The 22,906-nt window shown below is 73.0% G+C and carries 18 protein-coding genes, 1 pseudogene and 1 riboswitch; of the genes and pseudogenes, 15 read left to right on the top strand and 4 right to left on the bottom strand.

The annotated features are described in order from the left end of the window. The 4 genes from MCBG_RS03430 to MCBG_RS03410 form a co-directional block, all read left to right on the top strand. Positions 1-1,114: hypothetical protein (locus tag MCBG_RS03430; RefSeq protein WP_223201039.1), on the top strand; the 1,114-nt coding region annotated here is incomplete at its 5' end. A gap of 73 nt (positions 1,115-1,187) precedes the next feature. After that, a complete protein-coding gene (locus MCBG_RS03425) occupies positions 1,188-1,775 on the top strand; it encodes a hypothetical protein (protein WP_223201038.1) in 588 nt (195 codons plus the stop codon). A 192-nt stretch (positions 1,776-1,967) separates the two neighbouring features. Then, positions 1,968-4,286: a transglycosylase domain-containing protein gene (locus MCBG_RS03415; RefSeq protein ID WP_043323801.1), complete on the top strand. Its 2,319-nt coding sequence runs from the start codon at positions 1,968-1,970 to the stop codon at positions 4,284-4,286. A 404-nt stretch (positions 4,287-4,690) separates the two neighbouring features. Then, positions 4,691-6,754, top strand: coding sequence for a M4 family metallopeptidase (locus MCBG_RS03410; protein WP_043323799.1), 2,064 nt, complete (start codon positions 4,691-4,693; stop codon positions 6,752-6,754). A gap of 95 nt (positions 6,755-6,849) precedes the next feature. Here the strand turns inward: MCBG_RS03410 and MCBG_RS03405 are convergent, their stop codons facing one another. Both MCBG_RS03405 and MCBG_RS03400 read right to left on the bottom strand, forming a co-directional pair. Further along, the gene (locus MCBG_RS03405) at positions 6,850-7,299 is read right to left on the bottom strand and encodes a YbaB/EbfC family nucleoid-associated protein (protein ID WP_043323797.1); all 450 of its coding nucleotides are present in this window, start codon (positions 7,297-7,299) and stop codon (positions 6,850-6,852) included. 183 nt (positions 7,300-7,482) lie between these two features. Beyond that, positions 7,483-8,127: a LysM peptidoglycan-binding domain-containing protein gene (locus MCBG_RS03400; protein WP_043323795.1), complete on the bottom strand. Its 645-nt coding sequence runs from the start codon at positions 8,125-8,127 to the stop codon at positions 7,483-7,485. Beyond that, positions 8,126-8,271, bottom strand: a riboswitch (cyclic di-AMP (ydaO/yuaA leader). (Overlaps the previous gene by 2 nt.) Positions 8,272-8,443: 172 nt before the next feature. On the opposite strand from MCBG_RS03400, the gene MCBG_RS03395 reads away from it, so the two are divergent. From MCBG_RS03395 to MCBG_RS03385, 3 genes are read left to right on the top strand one after another with little or no spacing between them, the layout of a single operon-like run. Next, positions 8,444-10,006 (top strand): LLM class flavin-dependent oxidoreductase, encoded by a 1,563-nt coding sequence (locus MCBG_RS03395; protein WP_043323793.1) that lies wholly within the window; start codon positions 8,444-8,446, stop codon positions 10,004-10,006. Between the two features lie 46 nt (positions 10,007-10,052). Next, entirely contained in the window at positions 10,053-10,529 is a 477-nt protein-coding gene (locus tag MCBG_RS03390) for a winged helix-turn-helix transcriptional regulator (protein WP_043323791.1), read from the top strand. Positions 10,530-10,562: 33 nt separating this feature from the next. After that, complete coding sequence (locus tag MCBG_RS03385; protein WP_043323789.1) at positions 10,563-11,261, top strand: SDR family oxidoreductase; 699 nt, start codon at positions 10,563-10,565, stop codon at positions 11,259-11,261. Positions 11,262-11,822: 561 nt separating this feature from the next. On the opposite strand, the gene htpG is transcribed toward MCBG_RS03385, so the two are convergent. Beyond that, positions 11,823-13,715: a molecular chaperone HtpG gene (htpG, locus tag MCBG_RS03380; RefSeq protein ID WP_043323786.1), complete on the bottom strand. Its 1,893-nt coding sequence runs from the start codon at positions 13,713-13,715 to the stop codon at positions 11,823-11,825. 137 nt (positions 13,716-13,852) lie between these two features. On the opposite strand from htpG, the gene MCBG_RS03375 reads away from it, so the two are divergent. The 8 genes from MCBG_RS03375 (at position 13,853) to MCBG_RS03340 (ending at position 20,349) form a co-directional block, all read left to right on the top strand. Then, positions 13,853-14,581: a FadR/GntR family transcriptional regulator gene (locus tag MCBG_RS03375; RefSeq protein ID WP_043330104.1), complete on the top strand. Its 729-nt coding sequence runs from the start codon at positions 13,853-13,855 to the stop codon at positions 14,579-14,581. After that, the gene (locus MCBG_RS03370; protein ID WP_043323784.1) at positions 14,578-15,405 is read left to right on the top strand and encodes a sterol desaturase family protein; all 828 of its coding nucleotides are present in this window, start codon (positions 14,578-14,580) and stop codon (positions 15,403-15,405) included. Before MCBG_RS03375 ends, MCBG_RS03370 begins: the two co-directional genes overlap by 4 nt. Before the next feature lie 11 nt (positions 15,406-15,416). Further along, on the top strand, positions 15,417-16,076 hold the full coding sequence (locus MCBG_RS03365; RefSeq protein WP_223201037.1) for a lysoplasmalogenase: 660 nt from the start codon (positions 15,417-15,419) through the stop codon (positions 16,074-16,076). Beyond that, the gene (smpB, locus tag MCBG_RS03360; protein ID WP_043323781.1) at positions 16,049-16,540 is read left to right on the top strand and encodes an SsrA-binding protein SmpB; all 492 of its coding nucleotides are present in this window, start codon (positions 16,049-16,051) and stop codon (positions 16,538-16,540) included. Before MCBG_RS03365 ends, smpB begins: the two co-directional genes overlap by 28 nt. A 109-nt stretch (positions 16,541-16,649) precedes the next feature. Continuing rightward, positions 16,650-17,087 (top strand): VOC family protein, encoded by a 438-nt coding sequence (locus MCBG_RS03355; protein ID WP_043323779.1) that lies wholly within the window; start codon positions 16,650-16,652, stop codon positions 17,085-17,087. A 60-nt stretch (positions 17,088-17,147) separates the two neighbouring features. Next, positions 17,148-17,723 (top strand): helix-turn-helix domain-containing protein, encoded by a 576-nt coding sequence (locus MCBG_RS03350; RefSeq protein WP_043323777.1) that lies wholly within the window; start codon positions 17,148-17,150, stop codon positions 17,721-17,723. Further along, positions 17,720-19,000: an MFS transporter gene (locus tag MCBG_RS03345; RefSeq protein ID WP_043323775.1), complete on the top strand. Its 1,281-nt coding sequence runs from the start codon at positions 17,720-17,722 to the stop codon at positions 18,998-19,000. Before MCBG_RS03350 ends, MCBG_RS03345 begins: the two co-directional genes overlap by 4 nt. 113 nt (positions 19,001-19,113) lie before the next feature. Continuing rightward, positions 19,114-20,349, top strand: a complete 1,236-nt coding sequence (locus tag MCBG_RS03340) for a glycoside hydrolase family 16 protein (protein WP_043323773.1) — start codon at positions 19,114-19,116, stop codon at positions 20,347-20,349. 476 nt (positions 20,350-20,825) lie between these two features. Here the strand turns inward: MCBG_RS03340 and MCBG_RS03335 are convergent. Then, positions 20,826-22,906, bottom strand: a pseudogene (locus tag MCBG_RS03335) (WD40 repeat domain-containing protein); the annotation flags it as partial.

Genomic DNA, 22,906 nt, shown 5'->3' with positions numbered 1-22,906 from the left:
GGTTCTCGGCCTGCCCGCGTCCAGGGCCGTCGGTGTCGAGTCCACACCCGCCGCCGCGCCGGCATCCGGCACGACAGCTCCCGCCGCCGACGCCACCGCGCCGAGCGCTGACGCGCCCGGCACGCCCACGTCCGGCACGGCCACGCCCGGAAAGGCCGTGGCGACGCCCCCGGAGGCGGCCCCGGAGGCGGCCCCGGCCGCCACGACGCCGGTCACCGGCCGCGTCGTCGAGGCGGTGGTGACGCCGGTCCGCGACCACGTGCTGACCCCGGTCACCGAGGGCCTGCGCCCGGCCACCGACCCGGTACGCGATCACCTGCTCACGCCCGTCGCGGAGGCCCTGCGCCCGCTCACCGGCCCGGTCACGGAAGGCGTGCTCGAACCGGTCGCGGACGTGCTGTCCCCGGTCGTGGAGCCGCTGAGCCCGATTCTCGGTCCGGTCTGGCGGGGCCTGGAACCGGTGGTCGCGCCGCTGGACCCGGTGCTCGACCCGCTCACCCCGGTGACCGATCTGCTCGACCCACCGGCGGCGTCGCAGCCGGGCCCGGCCGACCCCGCTGACCCGACCGACCCCGGTGACCCGACAGCCCCCGCCGACCCGGCTGATCCGGCTGGTCCGGCTGATCCGGCCGGCACCGCTGATCCGGCCGTGAAGGCCCGCCCGGCTGCGCCGGCCCGCGCGGGCGACAGCGTTACGGTCGCCGCCGGCCCGGTGGCGCGTGCCTTCGCCGTCGAACCCCGGGGCGCCGCCGCGCGCAGCGCGACGCAGGCTGTCCGCACGGCGGCCGACTTCGCCCCGACCCCCGTCGCGCCGCAGCCGTACGACGGCGCCAGCCATGCCGGCGGCGCGGTGCACAGCGAGGGGCCGACGCGGACGCGTGCCGCTGGGGGCTGCCGACGCTCGCCCACCAGTACGGGCGCCCGTCGCACGAACGCCTGCCGGCCTCCCGCACGTCACGGCCCGGCACCAGACCCGCCTGAGCGGACTTCACAGGACCACATGCGATCCGGAGCACGGGCGTGTCCCGCCCGACTGCCGCCCTGCGCGGCGGCGCCGTCGTCCGGCGCCCGCACCAGACCCGATCACGCCTGTGAAACAGGAGTTCGTTCATGAGCACAGCCCTGCCCGTCGCCCGCGCCCGGGGTGCGACATCGGCCGCATCGCCGATCTCGTCGCCGAGGCCCTGATGCCCCCGCCCTGGGCGGCCTGGCTCGTCCCCGACGCGCCGCGCCGTTTGCCGGTCCTCGCCGCCGTGGCGCGGATCTGGACCGAACACGCGCTGCTGTTCGGCGACGCGTTCCTGCTGCCCGACGGCAGCGCCGCCACCGTGTGGTTCCACCGCTACCGGCCGATCCCGACGCCCCACCGGTACGCCGATCGTCTCGCCGCCGCCGCCGGCCCGGACGAGGAGCGGTTCCGCCGCCTCGGTGACGCGCTCGCCGCCCGGCGTCCGGTCGAGCCGCACAACAACCTGGCGCTGCTGGCCGCTCCCCGGGGCGGTGCGGCGGAGGCGCTCGCCGGGGCGCAGCGCGGATGGACACCCTCAGCCTGCCCACCTACGCGCACCGTGCGCCGGGGAGCAGGGAGGAGTTGCTGCGGCGGCTCGGCTACACCCGCACGGGAGGCCTTCGCGGCCCCGGACGGCACCGAGCTGCGGGCGCTGTGGCGGTCGACGCCGTTCCGTGCGGGCGGCAACGACCGCTGGCCGGTGCGTCACCGCGGCTTCGGCCGCCCGGACCGCGACGGCCGGGCCGCCGACCGGGCGGCGCGCTGACCGGTTGACCGGGCCGGGGCGGCCACCCAGCCGCCCCGGCTCCCGCCCGCCGCCTTCACGCAGACGTCGCTGTGCTCGGCCTCGTCGAGCCGGAGGTTGATCCGTTGCCCCGACGTCGTCGGCCGGTGCGGGCGCCGCACCTCGGTTAGCCTGCGAGCCGGGCACGACTTCGCCGAGCGACCGGAGGTAACGGTGCGAGGAACGGGAGAGACCCCGGGGCCGGCCGGCGCCACGACCGCGAGCCCGAAGCGCAAGCGGCGGCGCCTGCCGGTCGTCCTCGCGGTCTGCGTGCTGCTGGCCGGGTGCGGCCTGGTCGCGGGCGGCTACTACTTCGACAGCGTGCCCACGCCCAGCGACCTGAAGCTGCCCGAGTCGACAACCGTCTTCTACGCCGACGGGCGCACGCCGATGGCGAAGCTGGGCGCGCAGAACCGCACCATCGTGCCGTACGACCAGATGAACGACTCGGCCAAGCAGGCGATCGTGGCGGCCGAGGACCGGACCTTCTGGACCAACCGCGGCATCGACTTCAAGGGTGTGCTGCGCGCCGCCTGGGCCAACGTGAGCGGCGGGCAGCGGCAGGGCGCGTCCACGCTCACCCAGCAGTACGCGCGCATCGCCGCCGACCTGCGCGGGGTCACCTACTCCCGCAAGCTGCGCGAGGCGGTGATCGCGTGGAAGCTCGACGACGCGTACACCAAGGAGGAGATCCTCGGCTTCTACCTGAACACCGTGCCGTTCGGCCGGGGAGCGTACGGGATCGAGGCGGCCGCGCAGACGTACTTCGGCAAGACGGTCCGCCGGGACGCCCCACCCGAGCGGCAGCTCACCCAGGCCGAGGCGATGGTGCTCTGCGCCATGGTGAAGCAGCCGGAGGCGGATCCGGCCGACCCCGAGGGCACGCCCGGCTACGACCCGCGCCGCAACGCGCTGGCCAAGCAGAACTCGATCGACAGGTGGAACTACATCCGCGACGGCATGGTCAAGCTCGGCTACCTGACGTCGCAGCAGGCGGCGGATCTCGCGTACCCGGACACGGTCCGGCCGATCGACAAGGACGCGGGCCGGTCCGACCTGGACCGGCCGACCGGCCTGGTGGTCAACCACGTGCTGGCCGAGCTGCGCGGGACCGAGCCGTTCCGCGGCAAGCCGGACGAGGTGATCCGGGACGGCGGCTACCGCATCGTCACCACCATCGACAAGCGCGTGCAGGACGCGGCCGAGGCGGCGGCGGACATCCGCCGGGACACCGCCCCGCGAGCGGTGCGCGGGCAGCCGCGGAACTGGCAGGCGGCGCTGGTGGCGGTGGAGCCGGGCTCCGGCCGGGTGCTCGGCTACTACGGTGGCGACAAGGGCTCGGGCGCGGACTACGCGGGCTGGTACTCCGACGAGGACGGCCAGGCCCGCGGCTTCGGCCAGCATCCGCCGGGGTCGTCGTTCAAGGTGTACGACCTGGCCGCCGCCGTGCGCGACGGGATCTCGGTGAAGGAGCGGTTCGACTCGCCGGACACCAAGGAGTTCCCCGCCTCGGGGCGCACCAAGGGCAGCGCGGCCGGGCCGATCCGCAACGCCGAGCGGGCGCCCTGCCAGCCGGACTGTGCGCTCTGGGAGGCCACCGTCGCCTCGCTCAACGTCACCTACTTCGAGCTGACCGAGCGGCTCGGCACGGACAAGGTGATCGAGATGGCCCGGCAGGCGGGCGTGGAGTCGATGTGGGAGACGGTCCGGGGCAACCCCCGGCCGCAGCGCGTCGACCTGCGCAGCGACCCCGCCGACGAGGTGGCGAAGCGGTTCTCCACCGAGGTCGGCATCGGGCAGTACGGCATCACCGTGCAGGACCACGCGAACGGGATGGCCACGTTCGCAGCCGGCGGCAAGCGCGCCGACGCACACTTCGTCCGGTCGGTGAGCAAGGACGACGAGGAGGTGTGGACCGAGCAGCTGCGCACCACCGACCTCGGGCTGGACCGGGAGGCCGTCGACCAGTTGGACTGGACGCTGCGCCGGGTCCGGGCGGCCAAGCTGGACAACGGCTGGGACTCCGCCGGCAAGACCGGCACCTGGCAGGCCGGGAAGAGCACCACACAGAACGTGCACACCTGGATGGTGGGCTGGACCGGCGCGCTGGCCTCGGCCGTGTGGCTGGGCACCACCGACGGCAAGCCGCTGCGGACCAGCGACGGCAGCTACGACGTGTACGGCTCGACCGGCGCCGCGCCGATCTGGCGGCAGTTCATGACAAAGGCCACCGAGGCGATGAAGCTCGACCCGGGCAAGTACCGCTTCGGTGAGCCGAAGTTTCCCGGCGACACCCCGGAGCCGACCGCGTCGGCGCCGCCGCCGTCGACCGCCGCGCCCACACCGTCGGACTCCCCGAGCCCGAGCCCGACCCCGTCGAGCCCCAGCCCGAGCCCGGAGCCGACCGGGCGGCCGACGTCGCGGCCCACGCTGACGCCCACGCTGCCACCGCCGCCCACGATCACGCCGACGCGGACCCGCGGCCCGCGCTGACGTGCCCGGCCGCGCGGTGGCGGCCCGCGTGCGGCGGCGTCCTCGCGTCTATGTGCGCCATTCGCGCACATAGGCAACGTCCGCAATTTGCACGGGCCCCCATCCACTGTCGGCAATGTTCGCCCTGATCAGGGCCTATTGAAGATCATGGTTTCCTGGGACGACGCGCGCGGCGACACGCCCGACTGCCAGCCGTTGCCCAGGTCACCCATTGCTCACGGCTCGCGCGGCGTGTGATTGTGCACCAGCGAACCGCCGACCCCCGGCGAATCGCGACGGTCGATCTGTCGACCCGGAGCCACGCCGGCAGCTCCGGTGACCGGCCGTCACCCTGCCTCGCACCACCGCGCCGCCCGTCCCCACCGGGCTCGTGCGGCGCGCCTGTAGAACAGGAGCAAACCTCCGTGAAACTCTCACCTCGCCTCGCCGCGCTCACCGGCGCGGCTGCGGCCGGCGTCATCGCCGCCGGCACCGCCGCGGCCGTGCAGGCCGCGCCACCCGGGCCCGCCGCCCCCAACCCGGCCCAGGCCCGAGCGGCCGCCGCCGACTCGACCCGCGCGCTGGTCGCGAACCGCCCCGCCTACCTCCAGGCCGGTTCCGACGACGCGTTCGTCCAGAAGCCGGTCATCTCCTCCGAGGGCACCCAGTACGTGCCGTACGAGCGCACCTACAAGGGCCTGCCCGTGGTCGGCGGCGACTTCGTGCTGGCCACCGACTCCGCCGGCAACCTCAAGTACGCCTCGGTCGCCCAGCAGCGGCCGATCGGCGCCCTCGCCACCACGCCCGCGCTGACCCAGGCCGCCGCCGCGGCCACGGCGCGCGCCCAGCTCAAGACCGTCAGCGCCGTCGAGGGCACCACGCTCGTCGTCTACACGCTCGGCGCCGCACCGGCGCTGGCCTGGGAGACCACGGTACGCGGCACCAGCGCGGACGGCCCGAGCCGGCTCACCGTCGACGTCGACGCCCGTACCGGCGCGGTCCTGCGCAAGCAGGAGCACGTGGTGCGCGGCACCGGCACCGGCGCCTGGAACGGGCCCAGCCCGCTCACGCTCAACACCACCCAGTCGGGCTCCACGTACACCATGAAGGACCCGACCGTCACGAACCTGAGCTGCCAGGACGCGGCGAACAACACCACGTTCAGCGGCTCCGACGACGTGTGGGGCAACGGCACCGCCACCAACAAGGAGACCGGCTGCGTGGACGCGCTGTTCTCCGCGCAGACCGAGCATAAGATGCTCGCCCAGTGGCTGGGCCGCAACGGCGCCAACGGCAACGGCGGCTACTGGCCGATCCGGGTGGGCCTCAACGACCAGAACGCCTACTACGACGGCAGCCAGGTGCAGATCGGCAAGAACACCGCCGGTCAGTGGATCGGCTCGCTGGACGTGGTGGCGCACGAGATCGGCCACGGCATCGACGACAACACCCCCGGCGGCATCTCCGGCGGCGGCACGCAGGAGTTCGTGGCGGACACGTTCGGCGCGGCCACCGAGTGGTTCGCCAACGAGCCGTCCAGCTACGACGCGCCGGACTTCCTGGTCGGCGAGAAGATCAACCTGGTCGGCTCCGGCCCGATTCGCAACATGTACAACCCGTCGGCGCTCGGCGACCCGAACTGCTACTCCAGCAGCATCCCGTCGACCGAGGTGCACGCCGCGGCCGGGCCCGGCAACCACTGGTTCTACCTGCTGGCCAACGGCAGCAGCCCGACCAACGGGCAGCCGTCCAGCTCGACCTGCAACAGCAGCAGCGTGAGCGGACTGGGCATCCAGAAGGCCATCAAGATCATGTACAACGCCATGCTGCTGAAGACGTCGTCTTCGTCCTACCTGAAGTACCGCGTCTGGACGTTGCAGGCGGCGAAGAACCTCTACCCGAGCAGCTGCACCGAGTTCAACGCGGTCAAGGCGGCCTGGGCGGCGGTCAGCGTACCGGCCCAGTCGGGTGAGCCGACCTGCGCCGGCGGCACCCCGACGCCCACGCCGACCGCCACCACCACCCCGCCGTCGGGCGGCTGCTCCGGCAACAAGCTCGCCAACCCCGGCTTCGAGTCGGGCAACGTGAGCTGGACCGCCTCGTCCGGCGTCATCACCACCGACAGCGGCCAGGCCGCGCACGGCGGCTCGTACAAGGCGTGGCTGGACGGGTACGGCTCGTCGCACACCGACACGCTCAGTCAGTCGGTGACGATCCCGGCCGGATGCCGCGCGACGTTCAGCTTCTGGCTGCACATCGACAGCGCGGAGACGACCACCGGCACCGCGTACGACAAGCTCACCGTCAAGGCCGGCAGCACCACGCTGGCCACCTACTCCAACCTGAACAAGGCCACCGGCTACGTGCAGCGGTCCTTCGACATCTCGTCGCTCGCAGGCACCACGGCGACCATCTCGTTCAGCGGCGTGGAGGACAGCTCACTGCAGACGTCCTTCGTCGTCGACGACACCGCGGTCACCCTGAGCTGACCGTGGCGTAGCGCGGCCGGTCGTCGTCCTCCCGGCGGCCGGCCGCCTCGTCGTGCCGGGCGGTGCCGCGTCGCGCCTGGCCGCGTGCGGTCGGGTCAGGCCGGACGCCCGGCCTGGGACGCCGTGCCGCGGTCGCGGTGGATCCGCGCGGCCGCCTCGTGCATCGCGCGACCGAACAGCTCGGCCTGGTCACCCATGCTGCCGAGCCGGGCGGCGAGCGCGTCCGCGTCGGCCCGCGCCGACGCGCTGACCCGGGCGTCCAGCTCGGACAGCGCGGCGTTGGCGGCGGCGGTGACATGTCCGCAGAGGACGTCGAGGGGCTCGCCGGCCAAGTCCGGGTCGATCGTCACGGAATCCAGCCGGCCACCCTGAACGGCGACCGCGCGGACCCGGCCGTCGGCTGCGGTGCCCTCGGCGCGCAGCAGGTCGCCCGGCTCGCCGTCGGCGTGCTCCGAGGCCCGGGAGCGCATCGCGGTGAGCGCCTGCTGCGTGCGGGTCAGCAGTTCGTCGATGCTCGCGGCCGCCGAGAACGGATCGTTGGTCATTTCCGCGCTTTCTTCACGTCTGAGCCGATCATCGTGACCCTAGCAACCGGCTCCGACGAATCGCGGTCAGCGGCCGTCACGGGTGGCGTCCGGTGCCGCGAGCAGGCCGGACACCGGCGGCGCGGCGTGTCGCGGACGGCCGGACGCCCGGCCGGAGCGAACCGGCCGGGCGTCCGGACCAGATCAGCGCAGACGCAGCCGCTGACCGGGGAAGATCAGGCCGGGGTCGTCGCCGACCACTGCCCGGTTGCGCTCGTGCAGGGCACGCCAGCCACCGTCGACCCGCTGCGCCACGGCGATCTCCGACAGCGTGTCCCCGCGCCGGACCACGTACGTCCCGGCCGACGGCTGCGGCGCCGCAGTCGTCGCGGCCCGCTCCGGCGCGGCCTTGCGCGTGGCGGCCCGCTTCGGGGCGGACTTCTTCGAGGTGGCCTTCTTCGGGGCCGCCCGCTCGGACCGGGTCGCCGCGGCGTTCGCCGAGCCGCCCTTCTTGCCGCAGACCGGCCACGCACCGATGCCCTGGCCGCGCAACACCTTCTCCGCGACGGCGATCTGCTCGGACCGGCTGGCCAGGTCGGCGCGGGCGGCGTACTTCTGGCCGCCGTAGCCGTTCCAGGTGGCGCGGGAGAACTGGAGCCCGCCGTAGTAGCCGTTGCCGGTGTTGATCTTCCAGTTGCCGCCGGACTCGCAGCGCGCGACCGCGTCCCAGTTGACGCCCGCGCTGGCCGGTGCGGCCGGGCCGAACAGGCTCGCGGCGCCGACGGCGGCGCCGGCCAGGACCGTTCCGAGAGCGGTACGGCGGCTTCGGGCCGAGTATGCAGTTGCCATGTGGATTCCTCCACGCCGACGAGGTGAGCTGTCGGGTTCGGGCCGAGGAGCCCGGCCGCCGGTGGCGGCTTCACCCCGAGGTGACGATGCACCGTGGAACGTGTGGTTCCCCCGCTCCCGCACGAGGTTCGGTTACCGGGGCCGGCGGCGGGATTTGGCGTTTCCGGCCCGCGGTGCCCGCGAATGCGAACGAAACCGACGCTAAGGACGGTTTGCGACGATCGTCCACTTCTTGTGACGGTGTTCACCCGGCCGGGCTACCACCTGTGGAGCTACCGTGGCAGGGCCGAGCAAGATCACGGGAGGGGCGGGACGGATGACCGATCACGGACACGAGCTCACCTTCGGCGGCTTCATCACGCCCGCCGCCGGGCAGCCCGACCAGGTGGTGGCGCTGGCCACGCTCTGCGAACAGGTCGGGCTGGACCTGGTCACGTTCCAGGACCACCCGTACCAGCCGGGCTTCCTGGACACCTGGACGCTGATGTCCTACGTGGCCGCCGTCACCGAGCGCATCCACCTGGCCGGCAACGTGCTCAACCTGCCGCTGCGCCAGCCGGTGGTGCTGGCCCGCAGCGTGGCCAGCCTGGACCTGCTCACCGGCGGCCGGGTCGAGATGGGACTCGGCGCGGGCGCGTTCTGGGACGCGATCGAGGCGACGGGCGGGCGGCGCCTGTCCCCCGGCGCGGCGGTCGAGGCCCTGGACGAGGCGATCCGGGTGATCCGCGAGGTCTGGGACACCGACCGCCGCGGCATGATCCGCGTCGACGGCGAGCACTACCGGGTGGTCGGCGCCAAGCGCGGCCCGGCGCCCGCGCATCGGGTGGGCATCTGGGTCGGCGCGTACAAGCCGCGCATGCTGCGCCTGGTCGGCCGCGCCGCGGACGGCTGGCTGCCCTCCCTGTCCTACCTGCCCAAGGGCCCCGACGAACTGCCCGCCCTGAACGCGCTCGTGGACGAGGGCGCGCAGGCCGCCGGGCGCGACCCGGCCGAGATCCGCCGCATGCTCAACGTGACCGGCACGTTCGCCCGCTCGTCGGCCGGCTTCCTGGCCGGCCCGCCGGAGCAGTGGGTGGAGGAGCTGGCCGGGCTCACGCTGGAGCACGGCGTCACCACGTTCATCCTCGGCAGCGACGAGCCACGCGCGATCCAGATCTTCGCCCAGGAGGTCGCGCCGGCGGTCCGCGAACTCGTCGCCGCCGAGCGCACCGCGCCCGGCAGCGGGGCCCGCGCGGTCGCCGACGACACGGCCGCCACCGGCGGCGCGGCCACGCTGGCGGTCACCCCCACCCCCGACCCGGGGGTACGTCTGAGCGCGCGCCGCCCCTGGGACGAGTCGACCCGGCCGACCGCCCCGCCGCCTCCGGCCGGCCAGGTCTACCCACCCCGGGGGCAGGCCGCCGGGCAGCACCTGGTGGACGTGCACGACCACCTGCGCCAGGAGCTGGCCCAGGTGCGCGACCTGCTGGAACAGGTCAAGCGGGGCGCCGTCTCGCCGGGCCGGGCGCGGGCGGCGCTCAACGAGATGACCATGCGGCAGAACAACTGGACGCTCGGGGCGTACTGCGCGGCCTACTGCACCATGGTCACCCAGCACCACGGGCTGGAGGACGCCTCGATCTTCCCGCACCTGCGCCGCTCCGAGGCCGGGCTGGCGGCCGTGCTCGACCGCCTCGAGGAGGAACACGTGGTGATCCACGGGGTGGTGGAGGGCGTCGACCGGGCGCTCGTGGAACTGGTCCACCGGCCCGGCGACTTCACGCAGCTCCAGGAGGCGGTGGACCTGCTCACCGACACGCTGCTGTCGCACCTGTCGTACGAGGAGCACCAGATCGTCGAGCCGCTGGCCCGGCACGGCTTCTTCCCCGGCCAGCTGTGAGGTAGCTGACTTTTGATTTCCTAAGTCAGGGGGTACCGTCGAAGCCATGACGGACCTCCTTGCGCAGCGTGACTCCTGGTCCACCGCCAACTGCTCGATCGCCCGGGCGCTGGAGGTGGTCGGCAACCGCACCACGCTGCTCCTGCTGCGCGAGGCGTCGTTCGGCACCCGCCGCTTCGACGACTTCGCGCGGCGGGTCGGCGTCAGCGAGCCCGTCGCCGCCGCACGCCTCAAGCAGCTCGTCGCCGACGGGCTGCTCGACCGGCGCCCCTACCGCGAGCCCGGGCAGCGCACCCGCGACGAGTACGTGCTCACCGCCAAGGGCAGCGACCTGATCCCGGTGCTGGTCGCGCTGCGGCAGTGGGGCGACACGTACGCCGCCGACGAGGCCGGCCCGGCCGTCCGGCTGACCCACGACGAGTGCGGCGCGGCCGTGCACGCCCGGCTGCGCTGCGACGCCGGACACGACGTACCGCCCGGCGAGCTGGCCGTCCTGCCCGGTCCGGGCCTGCTGTCCGCCTGACCCACCTTCCTTCCCCACCCCTCGGAGCGAGACATGAAGATCGCTGGAAGCACCGCCCTGGTCACCGGCGCCAACCGTGGCTTCGGCCGGCACCTGGCCGCCGAACTCGTCGCGCGCGGCGCGACCGTCTGGGCCGGCGCCCGCAACCCGGACACCGTCGACCTGCCCGGCGTCACCCCGGTACGCCTCGACATCACCGACCCCGCCTCGGTGGCCGCCGCCGCGGAGCGGGCCGGCGACGTGACGCTGCTGGTGAACAACGCCGGCGTGAGCACCGGCGCCGACCTGCTCGACGGTGACCTCGCGCAGATCCGGCTGGAGCTGGAGACGCACTACCTCGGCACGCTGTCGGTGGTACGCGCGTTCGCGCCCCGGATCGCGGCGAACGGCGGCGGCACGATCCTGAACGTGCTGTCGGCGCTGTCCTGGTTCACGATCCCCGGCGTCGGCGCGTACGGCGCGGCCAAGGCCGCCGAGTGGTCGATGACGAACGCGCTGCGCCTGGAACTGGCCGGCCGGGGCGTCCGGGTCGCCGGGCTGCACGTGGGCTACATGGACACCGAGATGGCCGCCGCCGTGCCCGGCCCGAAGGCCCACCCGGCCGACGTCGCCCGGCTCGCCGCCGACGGCATCGAGTCCGACAGCTACGAGATCCTGGCCGACGACGTCGCCCGCCGGGTCCAGGCGGGGCTGTCCGGTGGGGTGGCCGCGCTCTACCCCGCCCTCCCCTGAACAGACCCGTCTCACCGAGGTGGCGGGGTCAGAACCCGTCCGATGCCGCCACTTCGGCGCAATGGTGTCGATCAAGCACAAGCCACGACAACCGCCCGGACACAGCCGATCAACAGCCTTCGACAAGAGCCCGACATCAGCCGACGCTCGCCAAGCGGCGCTCCGTCAGATCCACCCGCTCGACACCTGCGCATTAGGGCCGCCCCGCCGACGCGGGCCCGCAAGACCATCTCCGCCAGAGCCCTCACTCATCTAGAGCCCCGAGCGTCCCTCCAACTGGGATCGATCTTCCTCATTCCGGGACGCCCCAGGTGATCAACACCAGCTCGGCGAAGTGGCGGGGTCAGAGCCCGCCTGATACCACCACTTCGGCGAGCTGGAGTCGATCAAGCGGCAGCCAGCCGCCCGCACGAGCCCGGCGAAGGACTGACCCGACAACCACCCGGATCGACTTCCCGGCGCTTGATCGACACCAGCTCGCCGAGGTGGAGGCATCGGGGGCACCCAGATACCGCCACCTCGGCGTAGTGGAGTCGATCAAGCGGGCCGGGTCGGGTCGGGCTACAGGCCGCGGGCCAGGCGGTCGGCCAGGATGCGGGTGAACCGGGCCGGGTCGGCCAGCTCGCCGCCCTCGGCCAGCAACGCCATGCCGTACAGCAGCTCGGCGGTCTCGGTCAGCGCGGCCGTGTCGCCGCCCTCACCGTGCGCCTTGCGCAGCCCGGTGACCAGCGGGTGGGCCGGGTTCAGCTCCAGGAACCGCTTGACCTGGGGCACTTCCTGGCCCATCGCCCGGTACATCTTCTCCAGCGTCGGCGTCATGTCGTGCGCGTCGCCCACCACGCAGGCCGGCGAGGTGGTCAGCCGGGTGGACAGGCGCACCTCCTTGACGCTGTCGGCGAGCGCGCCGCCGAGGAACGTGAGCAGGTCGGCGTACTCCTGCCGTTCGGCCTCGGCCTTCTCCTTCTCCTCCTCGGTCTCCAGGTCCACCTGGCCCTTGGCGACCGAGCGCAGCGTCTTGCCGTCGTACGCGCCGACGCGCTCGACCCACACCTCGTCCACCGGGTCGGTGAGGATCAGCACCTCGTAGCCCTTGGCGCGGAACGCCTCCAGGTGCGGCGAGTTCTCGATGGTGGCCCGGTTCTCGCCGGTGGCGTAGTAGATCTCGCTCTGCCCGTCCTTCATCCGCTCCACGTACGCCCGCAGCGTGGTGGGCTCGGCCGGGTCGTGGGTGCTGGCGGCGCGGACCAGTTCCAGCAGCGTCTCGGTGTTGTCCGGGTCCTCCAGCAGACCCTCCTTGACCACCGCGCCGAACTCGGTCCAGAAGGTGCGGTACGACTCGGCGGACATGTCCTTGAGCGTGGCGAGGACCTTCTTGACCAGCCGGCGGCGTACCGCGCGGATCTGCCGGTCCTGCTGGAGGATCTCCCGGGAGATGTTCAGCGACAGGTCGTGCGCGTCCACCACGCCCTTGACGAAGCGCAGGTAGTTGGGCATCAGCGCGTCGCAGTCGTCCATGATGAACACGCGCTTGACGTAGAGCTGCACGCCGCGGCGGCCCTGCGGGGAGAACAGGTCCAGCGGGGCGTGCGACGGCAGGAACAGCAGCGCCTCGTACTCGAAGGTGCCCTCGCCGCGCATGTGGATGGTTTCGAGGGGGTCGGCCCAGTCGTGCGCGACGTGCCGGTAGAACTCCTTGTACTCGGCCTCGTCGACCTCGTCCCGCGAGCGCGCCCAGAGCGCCTTCATCGAGTTGAGCGTCTGCTCCTCGCGGGTGGTGGCGCCGTCCTCGCCGGGCTTGTCGACCGTCATCCGGATCGGCCACGAGATGAAGTCGGAGTAGCGCTTGACGATCTCCCGGATCGTCCACTCGGCGGTGTAGTCGTGCAGGTTGTCCTCGGTGTCGACGGGCTTGAGGTGCAGCGTGACCGAGGTGCCCTGGGGTGCGTCCTCGACCTCCTCGATCGAGTACGTGCCCTCGCCGGTGGACTCCCAGCGGGTGCCGCCGGACTGTCCGGCGCGGCGGGTCAGCAGCGTCACCTTGTCGGCGACCATGAACGTGGCGTAGAAACCGACGCCGAACTGGCCGATCAGCTCCTGGGACGCGGCGGCGTCGGAGGACTCGCGCAGCTTGCGCAGCAGTTCGGCGGTGCCGGACTTGGCGATGGTGCCGATCAGGCGGACCACCTCGTCACGGGTCATGCCGATGCCGTTGTCCCGCACGGTGAGCGTACGGGCGTCCTTGTCGGCCTCGATCTCGATGTGCAGGTCGGAGGTGTCGGCCGGCAGGTCCTTGTCGACGAGCGACTCCAGCCGCAGCTTGTCCAGCGCGTCGGACGCGTTCGAGATCAGTTCGCGCAGGAAGACGTCCTTGTTCGAGTAGATCGAGTGCACCATCAGCTGCAACAGCTGACGGGCCTCGGCCTGGAACTCCAACGTCTCGACCCCGTCGCTCACACCGGCTCCTTCCCTCTGGCGGCTCCTACGGCGGAAAGGATACGAGGGGTGACCGCTGCGGCACGCACCGGCCGCCCCGGAATTCGACTGGTACAACCAGTTGACGGGTTGATGTGTACGGGGCCACACTGCTGCGCATGACCTTCGATCCCGCGCCCCGCGTCTCGGTCTCCGACCACGTCTTCGGCCGGCTGCGCGACGCGATCGTCTCCGGCCGGTACGCGCCGGACGAGACGCTGCCCGGCGAGCGCGAGCTGGCCGGCGCGTTCGCGGTCAACCGGCACGCGGTCCGGGAGGCGCTGCGCCGCCTGCAGCAGCTCGGCCTGGTCCGGGTCAGTCAGGGCGGCGCGACCCGGGTGCTGGACTGGCGGGTGCACGCCGGGCTGGACCTGGCGCTGTCACTGGCCCGCTCCGGTGACGTACTCCCGGTCGAGACGCTGGTGCGCGACATGCTGGAGATGCGGGCGTGCGTCGGGATCGACGCGGCCCGGCTGTGCGCCGAGCGCGGCGACGCGGCCGTCGTCGCCGCCGTGGTCCGGGCCGCCGAGGAGTACGGCGACCTGGCCCCCGACCTGGACCTGATGAACGAGGCGAACATCGCCATCTGGCGGCTGGTCGTACGCGGCAGCGGCAACACCGCCTACCAGCTCGCCTTCAACAGCCTGGTGGCCGGCACGTTCGCGGTCGGTGACGTCCCCCCGGACGCCCGCGCGGCCGAACTGCTCGACGTCGCCGGGCACCGCCGTCTCGCCACCTCGATCGCCTCCGGTCAGGGCGCGGCGGCCGCCCGGCACGCCCGGGAGCTGCTGACCGCGCCGGTCACCCCCACCCCCACCACCACCCCCGGAAGGGAAGCGCGCGCATGATCCCCGCCGTGCTGTACGCCGTCCCGGCGTTCCTGCTCCTGATCGTGATCGAGGCGGTCTCCTACCGCTTCCTGCCCGACGACGACGAGCGCGGCTACGAGCTGCGCGACACCACCACCAGCCTGTCCATGGGGCTGGGCAGCCAGATCATCGGCTTCCCGTGGAAGCTGCTCACCGTCGGCCTGTTCGCGGCGCTGTGGACCGTGGCGCCGGTGCAGTTGTCCCCCGGCGACTGGTGGACCTGGGTGATCCTGTTCTTCGCCGACGACCTGGCCTACTACTGGTTCCACCGCTCGCACCACGAGGTGCGCGTGCTCTGGGCCAGCCACGTGGTCCACCACTCCAGCGTCTACTACAACTTCTCGACCGCGTTGCGGCAGAGCTGGACGCCGATGACCTCGCTGCCGTTCTGGCTCGCGCTGGCCCTGCTCGGCATCCCGCCGTGGATGATCTTCCTGCAGCAGTCGGTCAGCCTGCTCTACCAGTTCTTCCTGCACACCGAACGGATCAGGGTGCTGCCCCGGCCGATCGAGTGGATCTTCAACACGCCGTCGCACCACCGGGTGCACCACGGCTCCAACACCGAGTACCTGGACCGCAACTACGGCGGCATCCTGATCATCTGGGACCGGCTGTTCGGCACGTTCGAGCCCGAGCGGGCCTCCGCGCGCTACGGCCTCACCAAGAACATCGGCACCTACAACCCGCTGCGGGTGGCCACCCACGAGTTCGCCGCGATCTGGTCCGACGTACGCCGGGCCGACTGCTGGCGGCACCGACTCGGCTACCTGTTCGGCCGCCCGGGCTGGCAGCCGGCCCGATGAGGCGCTCCTGGATGCTGCTCCTGTTCGGGCTGGTCGCCGCCGTCGAACTGGTCGGGGTCGCGCTCGACTCGACGGTGCTCCAGTGGCTGGCCAAGCCGCTGCTCGCGCCGGTGCTGCTGGCGTACCTCTGGGAGCGCCGCCGCCGGGTGGACGCGGTGGCGGTCGGCCTTGTCGCCGCCACCGCGGGCGACGTCGCCCTGCTCCTGGAGGGTGACACCGCGTTCCTGGCCGGCATGGGCTTCTTCCTGGTCGCCCAGATCGCGCTCATCACCGCCTTCGTCCGGCACCGGCGCGCGCCGGTCGTGGCGTGGGCCGGCTACCTGCTCGCCTGGGCCGGGGCGAACGCGCTGCTGTGGGGCATGCTCGGGCCGCTGCGGCTGCCGGTGCTCGGCTACAGCCTGGCGCTGTGCCTGATGGCCGCCGCCGCGGCCGGGGTGTCCGCGCCTGTCGCCGCCGGCGGCGCGTTCTTCCTCGTCTCCGACCTGCTCATCGGCGTGGGCGCGGCCGGGATCGAGCTGCCCGGGCGGGGCCTGCTGGTGATGACCACCTACTGCGCGGCGCTGCTGCTGATCACCACCGGCTGGGTGGCCGCGACCCGCCCGGCGACCGGCCCGGAGTCGCCGCCCGCGGGTACCCTGCTCGCGTGGCCAGGGAGAACGGGCGCAAGCTGATCGCCTCGAACAAGAAGGCGCGGCACGACTACGACATCCTCAAGACGTACGAGGCGGGCATCGTGCTGGCCGGCACCGAGGTCAAGTCGCTGCGCGAGGGGCGGGTGTCGCTTGTCGACGCGTTCGCCCAGGAGCGCGACGGCGAGATCATGCTGTACGGCCTGCACATCGCCGAGTACGGCTTCGGCACCTGGACCAACCACGCGCCCCGGCGCACCCGCAAGCTGCTGCTGCACCGGGTGGAGATCGCCCGCATCCTGGAGAAGCTGCGCGACGGCGGCATCACGCTGGTGCCGCTGTCGATGTACTTCGCCGACGGCTGGGCCAAGGTGGAGCTGGGCCTGGCCCGGGGCCGCCGGTCGTACGACAAGCGTCAGGCGCTGGCCGAGCGGGACGCGAAGAAGGAGATCGCCCGGGAGTTGGGTCGCCGGCTCAAGGGCCGCGCCACCGGCCGCCGAACCTGATCCGTCCCGTGTTGAGGACAGTCGCTGTCCGCTGGCTCCGGCAGGCTGGACGGCGACCGATCACACGTGCCGCCGGTTCGCCGGCGGGACCGACGGAAGGTGAGCCGAGATGGCCCGCGACGTGCAAATCACCATCGACTGCGCCGACCCGGCGAAGCTGGCGGCGTTCTGGGCCGAGGTCCTCGGCTACCGGGTCCAGGGCCCGCCGGAGGGCTTCGACTCGTGGGAGCAGGCGCTGACCGCGATGGGCGTTCCGCCGGGGCGGCACAACGACGCCTCGGCAGTGGTCGACCCGGAGGGGGCCGGTCCGCGACTGTTCTTCCAGCGGGTGCCGGAGTCCAAGCGGGTCAAGAACCGGGTGCATCTGGACGTCCGGGCCGCGCCCGGCCTGACCGGCGAGGCCCGGATGGCGGCGCTGGAGGCGGCGGCCGACCTGCTCGTTCCGCTCGGCGCGACGCGCGTCGGGCGCTTCGAGCCCGCTCCCCCGCTGGAGGCGGGGCACGTGCTGATGACCGATCCGGAGGGCAACGAGTTCTGCCTCGACTGAGACCGAGGAGATTCGACAAGACTCCTTGTACATTACTTCTTGTCGGTCTAGCCTGACGGCATGACCGACGGAACCGGCAACCGGCGCCTCAGCGACCCGCGCGCCATGCGGGCGCTGGCCCACCCCACCCGGCTGCGGCTGCTCGGCGAGCTTCGCCTGCGCGGCCCGCAGACCGTCGGCATGCTGAGCGAGCGGACCGGCGAGGCGGTCGGCTCGGTCAGCTACCACGTCGGCAAGCTGGCCGAGCACGGCTTCGTGACCGAGGCCCCCGAACTGGCCCGGGACCGGCGCGAACGGTGGTGGCGGGCCGCGCACGCCACCACCGACTGGGATCCCCTCGAACTGCTCGACGACCCCGAGCGCCGGCTCGCCGGCAACCTGCTGCGCCAGGCCGCCATGCAGCGCTACGTGGCCCGCTACCAGGCGTACCTGGAATCGGAGGCCGACCTCGACCCGGCCTGGGTCCGCGGCACCACGAGCAGCGACACGGTGCTGCACCTGACCCCCGACGAGCTGGTGGAGCTGCGGGACGAACTGTCCGAGCTGGGCCGGCGCTGGCGGGAACGCGGCGCCGCCGGCCGGCCCGGCGCGGAGATGGTCACGCTCATCTGGCAGGCGTACCGGGGGCCGCGGTGACCCGCGACCGCCGGCCGCTGGCCGGACTGCTGATCGGGCACGCCGTCTCGCTGACCGGCAACGTGCTCACGCTCATCGCGCTGCCGCTCTACGTGCTGGCCGAAACCGGCTCGCCGGGCGCCACCGGGCTGGCCGGCGCGTTCGCCACCGCGCCGGTGGTGCTCGGCGGCGCGTTCGGCGGCGTGCTCGTCGACCGGATCGGCTACCGGCGCTCCAGCGTGCTCGCCGACGTGGTCTCCGGCGTGACGATCGCCGCCGTACCCCTGTTGCACTCCACCGTCGGCCTGCCGTTCCCGGCGCTGCTGGCCCTGGTCTTCGTCAGCGGACTGCTCGACACGCCGGGGCAGACCGCGCGCACCGCGCTGCTGCCGGAGGCCGCGGCGGCGGCCGGGGTGCCGATCGAGCGGGCGGCCGGGTGGGAGGACGCGACCTCGCGCGGCGCCCGGATGATCGGCGCACCCCTGGCCGGCCTGCTGGTCGGCGTGTTCGGGGCGGTGCCGGTGCTGGCGCTGGACGCGGTGACGTTCGCCGTGTCGGCGCTCGTGGTGACACTGCTGGTGCCGCGTGGCCTGCGGCCGTCCGACGACGGGAGCGAGCCGGAGGCCGGCGGCTACTGGCGGCAGTTCGCCGCCGGGCTGCGCTTCCTGGTCCGCGAGCCGCTGCTGCGCGCCATGGTCCTGCTGGTGCTGGTGACGAACCTGTTCGACGCGGCCAAGAGCCAGGTGCTGCTGCCGGTGGTCGCCGAACGGGAACTCGGCGGGCCGGCCGCGTTCGGCCTGCTGGTGGGCGTCATGGGTGGTGGGGCGCTGGTCGGCTCGCTGGTGTTCAGCGCGATCGGGCACCGCCTGCCCCGCCGGGCCACATTCGTCACCGCGTACGCGCTGTGCGGCGCCCCACCGCTGTGGGCGCTCGCCGCCGCGCCGCCGCTGCCGGTGGTGGCCGCCGTGGTGGCGATGGCCGGGCTCGCCGCCGGCGCGCTCAACCCGCTGATGGGCGCGGTCCAGTTGGAGCGGGTGCCGCCGGCCATGCGGGCCCGGGTGTACGGCGTGATCGGCGCGGGCGCGTGGGCGGCCATGCCGGCCGGCGCGGTAGGCGCGGGATTCGCCGCGGACCGGTTCGGCCCGACGTCCACACTGGTCGTGATGGGCGCCTGCTACCTGCTGGTGGTGCTGACGCCGTTGCTGGGCGGCCCGTGGCGGGACATGCGCCGGCCCACAGTGGTGCGGCAGCGCGAGCCCGAGCCCGTCTCGGAGCGCAGGCGGGAAACGCTCTCTTGACATCGACCGACTTCGTTCATACCTTCATCGAAGTCTATTTGTATGGTTTGTTAACCGTTCGGCGGGGCCGGCCGCCGTGACGGAAACGGCCACCACCCCGCAGGAGGCGCCCCGTGCGCACCATCCGTACCCTCGCCGCCCTGGCGGTGACAGCGGTCGGCCTCACCGCCGCCCTCACCGTCGTCCCCCACTCCCCCGCGATCGCCGCCCCCGGCGCGGTCACCTGGTCCGACGACTTCAACGGCCCCGCCGGCGCCGCGCCCGACGCGAGCAAGTGGCGCTACGACATCGGTGGCGGCGGCTGGGGCAACAACGAGTTGCAGTACTACACCAACAGCACCCGCAACGCCGCGCTCGACGGCAACGGCAACCTGGTCATCACCGCCCGCCGGGAGAACCCCGGCGGCTACAACTGCTGGTACGGAAGCTGCCAGTACACCTCGGCCCGGCTGCTCACCAACGGCACGTTCGCCCAGGCGTACGGGCGGTTCGAGGCGCGCATCAAGGTCCCGCGTGGACAGGGGCTGTGGCCGGCGTTCTGGATGCTCGGCAACGACATCGGCACGAACCCGTGGCCCGGCAGCGGCGAGATCGACATCATGGAGAACGTCGGGTACGCGCCGTCGACCGTCTGGGGCACGCTGCACGGCCCCGGCTACTCCGGCGGCAGCGGCGTCGGCGCCTCCACCTCGCTGCCCGGCGGGCAGGCGCTCGCCGACGCCTTCCACACGTTCGCCGTGGACTGGGCGCCGGACTCGATCACCTGGTACCTCGACGGCGTGGCGTACTCCCGCAAGACGCCCGCCGACATCGGCGGCAACCGGTGGGTCTTCGACCACCCGTTCTTCATGATCATGAACGTGGCGGTCGGCGGCAACTGGCCCGGCTCGCCGGACGGCAGCACGACGTTCCCGCAGACCATGACCATCGACTACGTCCGGGTCCAGGCCTGGGACAACGGCGGCGGGGGCACCGGCGGCCAGATCACCGGGTACGGCAACAAGTGCGTCGACGTGGCCAGCGCCGACACCGCGAACGGCACCCCGGTGCAGCTCTGGACGTGCAACGGCACCGCCGCCCAGCGCTGGAACTGGAACACCGACGGCTCGGTACGCGCGCTCGGCAAGTGCCTCGACGTGGCCGCCGGGTCCACGGCGAGCGGCGCCAAGGTGCAGCTCTACGACTGCAACGGCACCGGCGCGCAGAAGTGGGTGTTCAGCGCGGCCGGCGACATCGTGAACCCCCAGGCCAACAAGTGCCTGGACGCCACCGGTCCCAGCTCGGCCGACGGCACCCGGCTGCAGATCTGGGACTGCACCGGCGCCGCCAACCAGAAGTGGCGCCGCTGACCGGCGTCCCGGCCCGGGGCGGGCGGCGCACCCGCCCGCCCCGCCCGCACCCGCACCCGCACCCGCACCCGCACCCGCACCCGCACCCGCACCCGCGATCTTGCACTTTCGGCCCGAGTCGCGCCCCGAATGTCCCGTTCGCCCGGGCACAAAGTGCAAGATCGCGGGCATGGGGTGCGGCCGACCCACCCGCCCCCTGCCCGGCCACCCGTACCAGCCACGCGTGTCCGGATTCCAGGATTCGCGGACCACATCCCGGGACTGCAGTAGATCTTGGTAGGAAAGGGCCCCCATAGGGACCCTTTCCTACCAAGATCTCCGGACCGCCTCGGACGAGGCGCCCACGGCGGCCCGGCGGAACGAGCATCTCCCGGCAGCGCCCACGGCGGTGATCAAGGAGTTTGTGTCCGGATCGGGCGCGGATCGGGACACAAACTCCTTGATCACCGCGGAGAGCACGGGGAGATTCGCGGGGGTCAGAAGGGGGCGTCTACGGGTAGTCGGCGGACCTGGGTCAGGTAAGGATCCAGCTCGCCCACCTCGAAGCGGCACGTGCCGATGACGTGCCAGAACTGGCCGCCCGGGTCACCGTCCAGCTTGTACCGGCCGTCCGGGCTCACCGCCGCCCATCCGTCCGGCAGCCCGATCAGCGTGGTCCGCAGCTGGGCGTGCTCCGGGTCGGCCACGTCCCACAGGCGTACGGTGCCGTCGTCACCGGCGCTGGCGAGCAGGCTGCTGTCCGGGCTGAAGTGCACCGACCAGACCCGCCGGGTGTGTGCCGCCAGCGTGCCGTGCAGCCGGCCGGTGACCGGGTCCCACAGCCGGATCACCAGGTCGTCCCCGGCGGTGGCGAGCAGGTTGCCGTCCGGGCTGAACGCGCACGACCAGAGGCGGCCGTCGTGTTCGGTGAGCACGACACGCGGCTGGCCGGTCTGCACGTCCCAGACCACGGCCGTGCCGTCGTTGCCGGCGCTGGCCAGCAGCGTGCCCTCGCTGTTGAAGCCGACCGAGTAGACCCGGTCGGTGTGGTGTTCCAGCGTCATCCGGCAGGTGGCGGTGGCGGCGTCCCACAGCCGTACCGTCTGGTCGTCGCACCCGGTGGCGATGGTCTCGCCGTCCGGGCTGAACGCGACGGTGCGCACCCGGCCCCGGTGCGGGGTGAGCGTGGCGAAGTGCCGGCCGGTGCGGCGGTACCACAGGCGTACCGTGTCGTCGTCGTTCGCGGTGGCGAGCGCGTCGCCGTCGGGGCTGAACGCGACCGCCCAGACGTGGTCGGTGTCCACGTTGAGCTCGCGCTCGTCGGCGCCGGTGTCGGTGTTCCACAGGTGCACGCCGCCGTCGCCGCTGGGCGAGGCGACCAGCGGCTCCTCGGGGCAGAACACCACGGACAGCAGCCGGTCGGCGGGGCTGGCGAGCTGGCGCAGCAGGCGGCCGGTACGCGGTTCCCAGAGCCGGATCACGCCGTCGTTGCCGCAGGCGGCGAGCACTTCCCCGTCGTCGCGGAAGGACAGCGCGGTGACCCGCCGGCCGTGCCCGCGCAACGTGTGCTGGAGCTGCCCGGTGCGTACGTCCCACAGCCGGGTGGTGCCGTCGTTGCTGCTGGTGGCCACCTGGTTCTGGTCCGGCCGCCAGACCACCGGCCAGACCGAGCCGCGGTGCCGGGTCAGCTCGTGCCGGACCTGCCCGTCGTCGGTGTCCCAGAGCTGGATCGCGCCGTCGCTGGCGGCGGTGGCGAGCAGGCTGCCGTCGCCGTTGAACCGGACGCTGTAGATCGCGCCCCGCTGCCGCCCGAGCACCCGTACCGGCCGGCCGGTCTCGGTCTCCCACAGCCGCAGCGCGCCGTGCGTGTCGCCGGTGGCCATCAGCGTGCCGTCGGGGTGGATGTCGAGGGCGTACACGTCGGCCTCGTGGCCGCGCGGCGAGCGCAGCAGCTCGCCGTCGGCGGCCCGGCGGACCCAGACCCGGCCGTGCTGCCCGACCGCGGCCAGCAGCCGCCCGTCCGGCGTGTGCGCCAGCCGGTAGACGACTTCCGGCTCGCGCACCTCGAACGCCAGCCGGCCGGTGGGGATGTCCCAGCCGCGTACCGTGCCGCCGCTGTCGGCCACCACGACCCGCCGGCCGTCGGGGCTGAACGAGGTGCCCCAGATCGGCGCGGCGTGGCCGGGCCACTCGTGGCGCAGCCGGGCGGTGCGCGTGTCGTACAGCCGCACCACGCCGGCCGCGTCGCCCACCACCAGCCGGCCGCGGCGGCCGTCGGTCAGCAGCGGCCACACCCAGCCGGTGAAGACGTCCTCGATGACGTGCCGCACGTCGCCGTGGTCGGCGTCCCACAGCCGTACGGTGAGGTCGGCCGCGCCGGTGACGAGCTGGTGGGAGGCGGCGTCGTAGCGGACCGCGTACACCCGGGAGCGGTGTCCCTGGAGCGTGCGTACCGGCAGCCCGGTGGCGGTGTCGCAGAGCAGCACACCGCCGTCGTCGCTGCCGACCGCGAGCACCGCGCCGTCCGGGCTGTACGCCGCCGGCACCGGCAGCCGGCCCACCTCGAAGCCGTAGGCGA

The organism is Micromonospora sp. M42 (assembly GCF_000568915.1).
Classification (GTDB): Bacteria; Actinomycetota; Actinomycetes; order Mycobacteriales; family Micromonosporaceae; genus Micromonospora; species Micromonospora chalcea.
The sequence above is the reverse complement of the archived record's forward strand: the minus strand, read 5'-3'. Positions and strand labels throughout refer to the sequence as shown.

Coding starts and splice junctions, on each gene's coding strand:
- MCBG_RS03395 (WP_043323793.1), top strand. CDS start 8,444: ATGACCGATCACGGACACGAGCTCACCTTCGGCGGCTTCATCACGCCC.
- MCBG_RS03405 (WP_043323797.1), bottom strand. CDS start 7,299: ATGACCAACGATCCGTTCTCGGCGGCCGCGAGCATCGACGAACTGCTG.
- MCBG_RS03355 (WP_043323779.1), top strand. CDS start 16,650: ATGGCCCGCGACGTGCAAATCACCATCGACTGCGCCGACCCGGCGAAG.
- MCBG_RS03350 (WP_043323777.1), top strand. CDS start 17,148: ATGACCGACGGAACCGGCAACCGGCGCCTCAGCGACCCGCGCGCCATG.
- MCBG_RS03425 (WP_223201038.1), top strand. CDS start 1,188: ATGCCCCCGCCCTGGGCGGCCTGGCTCGTCCCCGACGCGCCGCGCCGT.
- MCBG_RS03365 (WP_223201037.1), top strand. CDS start 15,417: ATGCTGCTCCTGTTCGGGCTGGTCGCCGCCGTCGAACTGGTCGGGGTC.
- MCBG_RS03370 (WP_043323784.1), top strand. CDS start 14,578: ATGATCCCCGCCGTGCTGTACGCCGTCCCGGCGTTCCTGCTCCTGATC.
- MCBG_RS03375 (WP_043330104.1), top strand. CDS start 13,853: ATGACCTTCGATCCCGCGCCCCGCGTCTCGGTCTCCGACCACGTCTTC.
- MCBG_RS03390 (WP_043323791.1), top strand. CDS start 10,053: ATGACGGACCTCCTTGCGCAGCGTGACTCCTGGTCCACCGCCAACTGC.
- MCBG_RS03400 (WP_043323795.1), bottom strand. CDS start 8,127: ATGGCAACTGCATACTCGGCCCGAAGCCGCCGTACCGCTCTCGGAACG.
- MCBG_RS03385 (WP_043323789.1), top strand. CDS start 10,563: ATGAAGATCGCTGGAAGCACCGCCCTGGTCACCGGCGCCAACCGTGGC.